The organism is Bordetella hinzii LMG 13501, assembly GCF_001548475.1.
GTDB lineage: Bacteria > Pseudomonadota > Gammaproteobacteria > Burkholderiales > Burkholderiaceae_B > Bordetella > Bordetella hinzii.
The window spans coordinates 1-8955 of record NZ_LRUJ01000069.1; the positions used below are offsets into that span (position 1 = coordinate 1).

The 8955-nt window shown below is 68.4% G+C and carries 9 protein-coding genes and 1 pseudogene; 8 read left to right on the top strand and 2 right to left on the bottom strand.

The genetic code is table 11. The features are described from left to right. Both AXA74_RS23235 and ubiE read right to left on the bottom strand, forming a co-directional pair. Window positions 1–247 (bottom strand): annotated as a pseudogene (locus AXA74_RS23235) (Tim44 domain-containing protein); the annotation flags it as partial. A gap of 163 nt (window positions 248–410) precedes the next feature. Then, window positions 411–1181: a bifunctional demethylmenaquinone methyltransferase/2-methoxy-6-polyprenyl-1,4-benzoquinol methylase UbiE gene (gene ubiE / locus AXA74_RS23240; RefSeq protein ID WP_032957874.1), complete on the bottom strand. Its 771-nt coding sequence runs from the start codon at window positions 1179–1181 to the stop codon at window positions 411–413. A 140-nt stretch (window positions 1182–1321) separates the two neighbouring features. Between ubiE and phoB the strand changes: the two genes are divergently transcribed. The 8 genes from phoB to AXA74_RS23280 all read left to right on the top strand — a co-directional run. Further along, window positions 1322–2020 (top strand): phosphate regulon transcriptional regulator PhoB, encoded by a 699-nt coding sequence (gene phoB, locus AXA74_RS23245; protein ID WP_029580053.1) that lies wholly within the window; start codon window positions 1322–1324, stop codon window positions 2018–2020. 12 nt (window positions 2021–2032) lie between these two features. Beyond that, on the top strand, window positions 2033–3340 hold the full coding sequence (phoR, locus tag AXA74_RS23250; RefSeq protein WP_032957876.1) for a phosphate regulon sensor histidine kinase PhoR: 1308 nt from the start codon (window positions 2033–2035) through the stop codon (window positions 3338–3340). 52 nt (window positions 3341–3392) lie between these two features. Beyond that, on the top strand, window positions 3393–4064 hold the full coding sequence (locus AXA74_RS23255) for a heavy metal response regulator transcription factor (protein WP_032957878.1): 672 nt from the start codon (window positions 3393–3395) through the stop codon (window positions 4062–4064). Next, entirely contained in the window at window positions 4061–5416 is a 1356-nt protein-coding gene (locus AXA74_RS23260; RefSeq protein ID WP_032957880.1) for a heavy metal sensor histidine kinase, read from the top strand. Before AXA74_RS23255 ends, AXA74_RS23260 begins: the two co-directional genes overlap by 4 nt. Before the next feature lie 80 nt (window positions 5417–5496). Then, on the top strand, window positions 5497–5979 hold the full coding sequence (locus AXA74_RS23265; protein ID WP_029580050.1) for a cupredoxin domain-containing protein: 483 nt from the start codon (window positions 5497–5499) through the stop codon (window positions 5977–5979). Next, window positions 5976–7706, top strand: coding sequence for a copper resistance system multicopper oxidase (locus tag AXA74_RS23270; RefSeq protein ID WP_032979636.1), 1731 nt, complete (start codon window positions 5976–5978; stop codon window positions 7704–7706). The genes AXA74_RS23265 and AXA74_RS23270 overlap by 4 nt, the downstream gene beginning before the upstream one ends. Window positions 7707–7709: 3 nt before the next feature. Further along, window positions 7710–8546, top strand: a complete 837-nt coding sequence (locus AXA74_RS23275; RefSeq protein WP_032979635.1) for a copper resistance protein B — start codon at window positions 7710–7712, stop codon at window positions 8544–8546. A 10-nt stretch (window positions 8547–8556) separates the two neighbouring features. Beyond that, a partial coding sequence (locus tag AXA74_RS23280; protein ID WP_060833334.1) for a DUF411 domain-containing protein occupies window positions 8557–8955 on the top strand: 399 nt, incomplete at its 3' end.

The following is an 8955-nucleotide window of genomic DNA, read 5'->3' on the forward strand; positions in this document are numbered from 1 at the left end:
CGGCGGCCGTGCCCGCCGCGGCGGTGCTGGCGCCCGTGGCGGCGCCGGCCGTGGTGCCCGCGCCCGGGGTGGCCGGCGGCGTGGTCGCCTGGCGCTGCGTGGTGACGTTGGAAGACTGGCGGCCGACGCTGGAGCCGCCACCCGCGCGGCGCGCCTCCGCGTCAAAAGACGCGGTGATCAGCGCGGCGCCGGAGACGGCGATCAGCGCCGCGGCCAGCACTCGGGAAAGGCCAAACTTGATGGACATGACGATAATGCTCCTCGTGTATGCGCCCGCCCCACAGGAGCGAGGCGGCAGGCTTGCCTGCCGTCAATTCTTACAGAAAACTGAACAGCCTTAAGAATAACGGACAAGATCGTCCGCCACAAGTTCCCGGGAGGCACCCCCGCGCGGGGCCCGGGACAGGCGTTCAGCTCAGGCGCACCCCTTCGTGCAGGGCAGCCACGCCGGCGGTCAGGTTGAAGTACTGCACCCGATCCAGGCCGGCGGCGCGCATCATGTCGGCCAGGGTGTCCTGATCGGGATGCATGCGGATGGATTCGGCCAGGTAGCGATAGCTCGCCTCGTCATTGGCGACCTTTTTGCCCAGCCAGGGGAGCACGTTGAAGGAATACCAGTCGTAGGCGGGCGCCAGGGGCTTGGCGACCCGCGAAAACTCCAGGACCAGCAACTTGCCGCCGGGCTTGAGCACCCGTGTCATTTCCGCCAGGGCCCTGTCTTTGTGGGTCATGTTGCGCAGGCCGAAGGCCACGCTCACACGGTCGAAATAGCCGTCCGGGAACGGCAATTTTTCGGCGTCGCAGACGGCCAGCGGCAGGATCAGGCCGCCATCGGTCAGCCGGTCGCGGCCCACGCGCAGCATGGAATCATTGATATCGGTGAGCCAGACCTCGCCCGTGGGCCCGGCCCGCTTGGCGAAGGCCCGGGCCAGGTCGCCCGTGCCGCCCGCGATGTCCAGCACCTTCATGCCGGGCCGCACGGCGGCGCGGCCGATGGTGAAGGCTTTCCAGACGCGGTGCAGGCCGGCCGACATCAGGTCGTTCATGACGTCATACCGCGAGGCGACCGAATGGAAGACTTCGGCCACTTTGCGCGCTTTGTCGCCCTCGGGCACGGACTGGAAGCCGAAATGGGTGCTGCCGGAGGGGGACGGATCGGAAGAAGAGGAAGGCTTTTGCATGGTGAAATCCCGGGATATGGTCCAATGGTAGCCGATTGGCGCAGGCGATCCGGCCTTGGATCCGGTCACATACCTGAAATATTGCGGCCATACTATGGCAACGTTCGCGCCACCAGGCGCCCCGCTGCGTACCCATCCCTATGTCTAGCACTATTCTTGTCGTCGAAGACGAACCCGCCATCCAGGAACTGATCGCGGTCAACCTCTCTTTCGCCGGCCACAAGGTCTTGCGTGCTTTCGACGCCGAACAGGCCCAGACCCTGATCCGCGCCGAGCTACCCGATCTCATCCTGCTGGACTGGATGCTGCCCGGCATGTCCGGCCTGTCGCTGGCCCGCAAGCTGCGCGACGACGAACGCACCCGCAACGTGCCCGTCATCATGCTCACGGCCAAGGGCGCGGAGCAGGACAAGGTGGACGGACTCGAAGCCGGCGCCGACGACTACATCACCAAGCCCTTCTCGCCCAAGGAGCTGATGGCGCGCATCAAGGCGGTGCTGCGCCGCCGCGCGCCCCAACTCACCGACGACATCATCGATGTCAGCGGCCTGAAACTCGACCCCGTCACCCATCGCCTCTCGGGCAATGCCCAGCCCCTGCAGATCGGGCCGACCGAGTTCCGCCTGCTGCACTTCTTCATGACCCATCCCGAGCGCGTGTTCTCGCGCTCGCAGCTGCTGGACCAGGTATGGGGCGACCATGTCTTCGTCGAGGAGCGCACCGTCGACGTCCATATCCGCCGCCTGCGCAAGGCGCTGGAACCCAGCGGCCACGACGCGCACGTCGAGACTGTGCGCGGCAGCGGCTATCGGTTTACGTCCCAGGTGCCGGCGCGGTAAAACCCTTCCACGATGATCTGGCTGCGCACGCTTTCGCTGATTGCCCTGTGGGGGGTGCTCAGCCTGTTGCTCCATGGCCTGGCGGGCTCGCCGGCGGGCTGGGTACTCTTTTCCGTCGCCATGATGGGCATGGTGCTGTGGCGCAGTTGGCGCCTGCAGCGCGTATCGGCCTGGGCGCATGACCCCGATTCGGCGCCGCCGGCCGGCGTGGGCCCCTGGGAAGACATCCTCGCCCCGCTCTACCGCTACACCCGCGCCCGGCGCCGCGAGCTGGCCGAGCTGCAGGAGACCATGCAAGGCATGCTGGCGGCCGCCCAGGCGCTGCCCGACGGCGTGGTGACCCTCAACGAAGACTTCCAGATCGAGTGGGGCAACCGCATGGCGCGCCGCCACCTGAGTCTGCGCCTGCCCGCCGACCGGGGCCAGAACCTGCTGAACCTGCTGCGCGCGCCCGAGTTCGTGGCCTACGCGCATCGCGGCGTCTGGCCCGAGCCCATCCTGGTGCGGCTGGGCCAGACCGGCCAGGAGCGCGTCATGATGATCCAGCTGGCCACCTATGCCTCCAACCGCCGGCTGCTGATATCGCGCGACGTGACCCAGATCGAAAAGCTGGAGACCACCCGGCGCGATTTCGTCGCCAACGTCTCGCATGAGCTGCGCACCCCGCTCACGGTGCTGGCGGGTTTTCTCGAAACCCTGCACGACATGCCGGCCGAGGCCCTGGGCGAAGAGCAGCGCGGCCAATACCTGGCCATGATGCTGGAGCAGGCGCAGCGCATGCAGGCCATCGTCGAAGACCTGCTCACCCTTTCCACGCTGGAATCCTCGCCCGGGTCCGACCCGGTGGCCGTCAGCATCTCCGCGCTGCTGCAGACCGCGCGCCAGCAGGTCGAGGCGCTGTCCGGCGGCCGGCATGTCTTTGATTGGCATATCGATCCCGACCTGGACGTGCTGGGCAACGGCACGGAGCTGGCCTCGGCCCTGTCCAACCTGCTGACCAATGCCGTGCGCTACACCCCCGAGGGCGGACATATCACCGTGCGCTGGGAGGCCGCGCCCGACGGCGGCGCGCGCTATAGCGTGCGCGACACCGGCATCGGCATCCCGGCGCGCCATCTGCCGCGCCTGACCGAGCGTTTCTACCGGGTGGACCGCGGCCGCTCGCGCGCCGTGGGCGGCACCGGCCTGGGGCTTGCCATCACCAAGCACATCGCCCTGCGCCACGACGCCGAGCTGCTGATCGAAAGCGAACCCGGCAAGGGCAGCACCTTCTCGCTGCTCTTCCCGCCTGACCGCGTGGTGCCGGCCGAGGCAGCCTGAATACACGCCGGATGGCGGATAATGGCCCATCCGCCATCATCCGCCTGCCGCCATGCGCATTCTTGTCATCGAGGACGAGCCCAAGCTGGCCGAATACCTGCACAAGGGACTGTCCGAACAGAACCATGTGGTCGATCTCTCGCATGACGGGATAGACGGCTGCCACCTGGCCATCGAAGGCGATTACGACGTGGTCATCCTCGATGTGATGCTGCCCGGCCAGGATGGCTTCAGCGTGCTGCGCCAACTGCGCGCGCGCCGGGGCACGCCAGTGCTCATGCTCACCGCGCGCGACCGCGTGGAGGACCGCGTGCGCGGCCTGGAGGGCGGCGCCGACGACTACCTGGTCAAACCGTTCGCCTTTTCCGAACTGCTGGCGCGGGTGCATGCGCTGCAGCGCCGCGGCCGCGCGCAGGAGCCCACCCTGCTGCGCCTGGACGATCTCGAACTCGATCTGGCCAGCCGCAAGGCCCAGCGCGCCCGTCAGCGCCTGGACCTGACGGCCAAGGAGTTCACGCTGCTGGCGCTCCTGCTGCGCCGCCAGGGCCAGGTGCTGTCGCGCGCCACGCTGGCCGAACAGGTCTGGGACATGAATTTCGACAGCGACACCAATGTGATCGAAGTCGCCATCCGGCGCCTGCGCGGCAAGATCGACGATCCTTTCGAGCGCAAACTGCTGCACACCGTGCGCGGCATGGGCTATGTGCTGGAGCGCCGCGATTGAAGGCGCCGTCCCTGCAACTGCGGCTGACGCTGGCGCTGGGCGCCATCGCCCTCCTGGTTTCCCTGGTCGCGGGCCTGACGCTGTACTGGGCCTTGCAGCGCGAGGTGCGGCGCCAGGAAGTGACCGAGGCGGCCGGCAAGGCCGAGCTCATCGCCCACCTGGCCGGCATGCAGCCCGGCTCGCTGACCGAACTGCGCGCCAACCTGGACGGCATGACCGCCGGCCACGGCAATCTCTCGGTCTGGATCGAGGCCGGCGGCCGCCTGATCTATGGCGACGCCGCGCCCCGGGTCCGCCGCCAGGCCGGCCATGAAATCGAGATCCAGACGCCGGAAGGCGCCCACCTGCACGGGGTGCAGCTGCCACTGGATGCGCATGGCCTGGCTGGCGGACGCCTGACCGTGGCGGTGGGCACGGGCGCGGGCAGCCAGTTTCTCTACGCCTATGGCAGCGCGCTGCTGCTCATCTGCGCGCTATGGGTGGGCCTGACCGTCGTCCTGTCGGCCTGGGCCGTGCGGCGCACGCTGGCGCCGATGCGGCGCTTATCCGCGCAGGCGGCCAGCATCGGCCCCGATCATCCCGAGCGGCGCCTGCCGCTGGCCGGCATCGACCGCGAGGTCCAGGACCTGGCCGCGGCCTTCAACCGCGCGCTGGAGCGCCTGCAGCTGGCCTATCAGCAGATGGAGGGTTTCAATGCCAATGTGGCCCATGAATTGCGCACCCCGCTGGCCACGCTGATCAACGGCGCCCAGCTGGCGCTGTCCTCGCCCCGCAGCCACGCCGAGCTGCGCGAGACCCTGTCCTCCAGCCTCGAAGAACTGGAAGACATGAAGACGCTGATCAACGACATGCTCTTCCTGGCGCGCGCCGACAGCGGCGAACGGGCCGGCGACGCCGCGCCCGTGGACCTGGCCCAGGAGGCCAGGCGCGTGGCCGAGTTTTTCGAACCCGCGCTGGAGAGGCTGCATCTGGACGTGCAGGGCCAGGCCGAGGCGCGCGCCAACGCCAACCTGCTCAGGCGCGCGCTGGTCAACCTGGTGGCCAATGCCGTCCGCGCCACGCCGCCGGGCGGCACGATCCGCATCGTCTGCGAAACCCTGCCCGGCGGCGCGGCCCGGATCTCCGTGCGCAATCCCGGCCCACCCATCGCCCCGGCCGATCTGCCGCATATCTTCGAGCGCTTTTACCGCGCCGACGCGGGCCAACGCCGGCGCGGCGAAGGCCATGGCCTGGGCTTGGCCATCGTGCGCGCCATCGCCATCATGCACGGCGGACAGGTCCACGCCAGCAGCGGCGAGCACGGCACCGACATCGGCCTGACGCTGGGGCCGGCCGGACAGGCCGCCAGATAACAGAATCGTAATATGGGCGACAGGCTGGGGTCAGAGCGCCCTGGCTAGAGTGGAGGCTCGTCATTTCGGATGGGTCACCCATGAAGCCAGCCCTCGGCGCGCTCGCGCTCGCCTTTGTTCCCCTGCTCTCCCAAGCCGCGCCCGGCCAGGGCCATATGGACCACACGAATATGGCGGGCATGAACCACGCTTCGGCCGATATCGGGCAAGCGGCCAGGAACCCCACGCGCACGATCCAGGTCGACATGGGCGACAACATGCGTTTCACGCCCGACCGCATCACCGTCAAACCGGGCGAGACCGTACGCCTGGTGGTAAAGAACAGCGGCCAGATCCGCCATGAGTTCGTGCTGGGCACATCGGCCGATCTGCAGGCCCACTACCAGATGATGCTGCAGCAGCCGGACATGCCTCACCATGGCATGGGCAATTCGGTTTCGCTGGAAGCTGGCCAGACCGGCGAGCTGGTCTGGCGCTTTCCCCGGCAGGGCGAGGTCGCCTTCGGCTGCCTGGAAGCCGGCCACTACCCCGCCGGCATGCACGGCACGGTGAAGGTGCAATGAGCCCCGTCGATTCTGGCCGCCGGCGCTTTGTGCGCGGGTTGGCCGCCGGCGGCGCCCTGCTGGGCGCGGGCTTGCGGCCCGCCTTCTCGGCAGCGGCCCCGGCGCCAGCCGAATTGCACGGCACCGAATTCCATCTCGACATCGATGAGACGCCGGTCAATTTCACCGGCCGTCCGCGCATCGCCACCACGGTCAATGGCAGCGTGCCGGCGCCGGTGTTGCATTGGCGCGAAGGCGACGAGGTGACGCTGCATGTGCGCAACCGCCTGGCCGAATCCACCTCCATCCATTGGCACGGGATCTTGCTACCCACCGGGATGGACGGCGTGCCGGGACTGAGTTTTCCCGGCATCGCGCCGGGCGAGACCTTCACCTACCGCTTCCGCCTGCGCCAAAGCGGCACGTATTGGTATCACAGCCACTCGGGTTTCCAGGAGCAGACCGGCCTGTACGGCGCCATCGTGGTGCAGCCGCGCCGGCGCGATCCCGTGGCCAGCGAGCGCGACTACACCGTGCTGCTTTCCGACTGGACCGACGAAGACCCCATGCAGGTTTTCCACAAGCTCAAGGCCATGCCGGATTACTACAACAATATCCAGCCCAGCCTGCAAAGCCTGCGGCGCGATGCGCGACGCATGGGCTGGCGCGAAGCGCTGTCCGAACGGCTGATGTGGGAACAGATGCGCATGAACCCCACGGACCTGGCCGATGTCTCGGGCGCCACCTATACCTACCTGCTCAATGGACGCACGCCCGCGGGCAATTGGACCGGCTTGTTCACGCCCGGCGAACGGGTGCGCCTGCGCCTGATCAATGGTTCGGCCATGAGCTATTTCGATGTGCGCCTGCCCGGCCTGAAGATGACGGTGGTCAGCGCCGATGGCCAGGATGTGCGGCCGGTGACGGTCGATGAGCTGCGCATCGGCGTGGCCGAGACCTATGACGTCATCGTCCAGCCCAAAGAAGCGCGAGCCTATACCCTGTTTGCGCAATCCATCGACCGCTCGGGCTACGCCCGGGGCACGCTGGCGCCACGGGCCGGCATGCAGGCCGAGGTGCCGGCCGTCGACGAAGTGCAGGTGCTGTCCATGCAGGACATGGGCATGGACCACGCCGCCATGGGCCATGGCGCGGCGCCGGCGATGGACCACGGCCAGATGGACCACGGCGCGATGAACCACGCGCCGGCCGGCGGCGGCATGATCGCCGCGGCCCATGCGCATGCGGCCGGCGATGGCGTGGCCAACAGCATGGTGCCCGACATGATCAGCACGCGCCTGGACGACCCCGGCCCCGGCCTGCGCGGCAATGGCCGCCGCGTGCTGACCTATGCCGACCTGTATTCGATCATCGAACCGGCCGACAACCGGCCGCCCAGCCGCGAGATCGAGCTGCACCTGACGGGCAACATGGACCGCTATATGTGGTCCTTCAACGGCAAGACCTTCACCGAGGCCGAGCCCATCGTGCTCAAGCATGGCGAGCGCGTGCGCTTCGTGCTGGTCAACGACACGATGATGTTGCACCCCATCCATCTGCATGGCCTGTGGAGCGACCTGGAGTCTCCCGAGGGCCGGTTCCAGGTGCGCAAGCACACCATCACCGTGCTGCCCGCACAGCGCATCAGCTACCGCGTGAGCGCCGATGCGCGCGGCAACTGGGCCTATCACTGCCATCTGCTGTATCACATGGAAGCGGGCATGTTCCGCGCCGTGGTCGTGGAGTAAGCCATGAAGACCGCCTTGTCCGGCCTCGCGCTGGCCACCTTCTGCACCGCGGCCCTGGCGCAGCCCGCCGGCCACGCGGGCCATGCCATGCCCGCCGCCAGCCATGCTATGCCTGGCGGCGACGCGCCCCCCGTGGGCACCCTGCCGTCCAGCGATGGCGCCAGCGGACGGCGCTATGACGAGTACGGCATCCATCCGCACATGCTCGACGATGCCGTGACCTGGCGGCTCGGGTTCGAGAAGTTCGGCCTGGCCCAGCTGCGCGACGACACCAGCGCGGCCCAATGGGACGGCCAATTCTGGATCGGCACCGACCGCGACAAACTCGTGGTCGAAAGCGAGGGCGAAAAAGCCGCGGGCCGCTCCGCCGCGTTTGCCCAGGCCTTCTGGAGCCGTGCCGTCAGTCCCTATTGGGATCTGCAGCTGGGCGCGCGGCGCGACTTCGGCAGCGAGGCCGCGCGCAATTGGGCCGCGCTCGGCCTGGCCGGCGCCTTGCCGTACAACATCGAGACGCAGCTCACCGCCTATGCCGGCAGCTCAGGCCGCACGGCCCTGCGGCTGAAGGCCGAGTATGATTTCCTGGTCACGCAAAAGCTGGTGTTCACGCCCGAAGTCGAAGCCATGGCCTATGGCAAGGCCGACCGGCAGCGCGAGACCGGATCCGGCCTGGCCCAGGGCAGCCTGAGCCTGCAATTGCGTTACGAGGTCACGCGCCGGTTCGCGCCCTATGTCGGCGTGTCATTCAGCCGCAAGTTCGGCAACACGGCAAGCATGGCGCGCGACGCCGGGCAAAGCGTGTCGGATCGCGCCTGGCTGATGGGCGTGCGTTTCTGGTTCTAGGAGGCCTGCGATGACATCACCTTCCCCCGCGCGCCGCCGCCTGGCTGGCGCCGCCCTGCTACTGCCCCTCTTCGCGCCGCTGGCCGCGCGCGCTGCCCAGGACCCGGTCATCGAAGTCTGGAAGACGCCCGCCTGCGGCTGCTGCGGCGCCTGGCTGGACCATCTGCGCGCATCCGGCCTGCGGGTGGAGGCGCGCGACGTCGCCGACACCGCGCCCATACGCCAGCGTGCGGGGCTGGCGCCGCAATTTGCCTCTTGCCACACCGGCCTGGCGGCGGGCTACGCCATCGAGGGCCATGTGCCGGCCGAGGATATCCGGCGCCTGCTGCAAGTCCGGCCGCGGGCGGTCGGACTGGCCGTGCCCGGCATGCCGGTGGGCACCCCGGGCATGGACGATCCGGTCTACGGC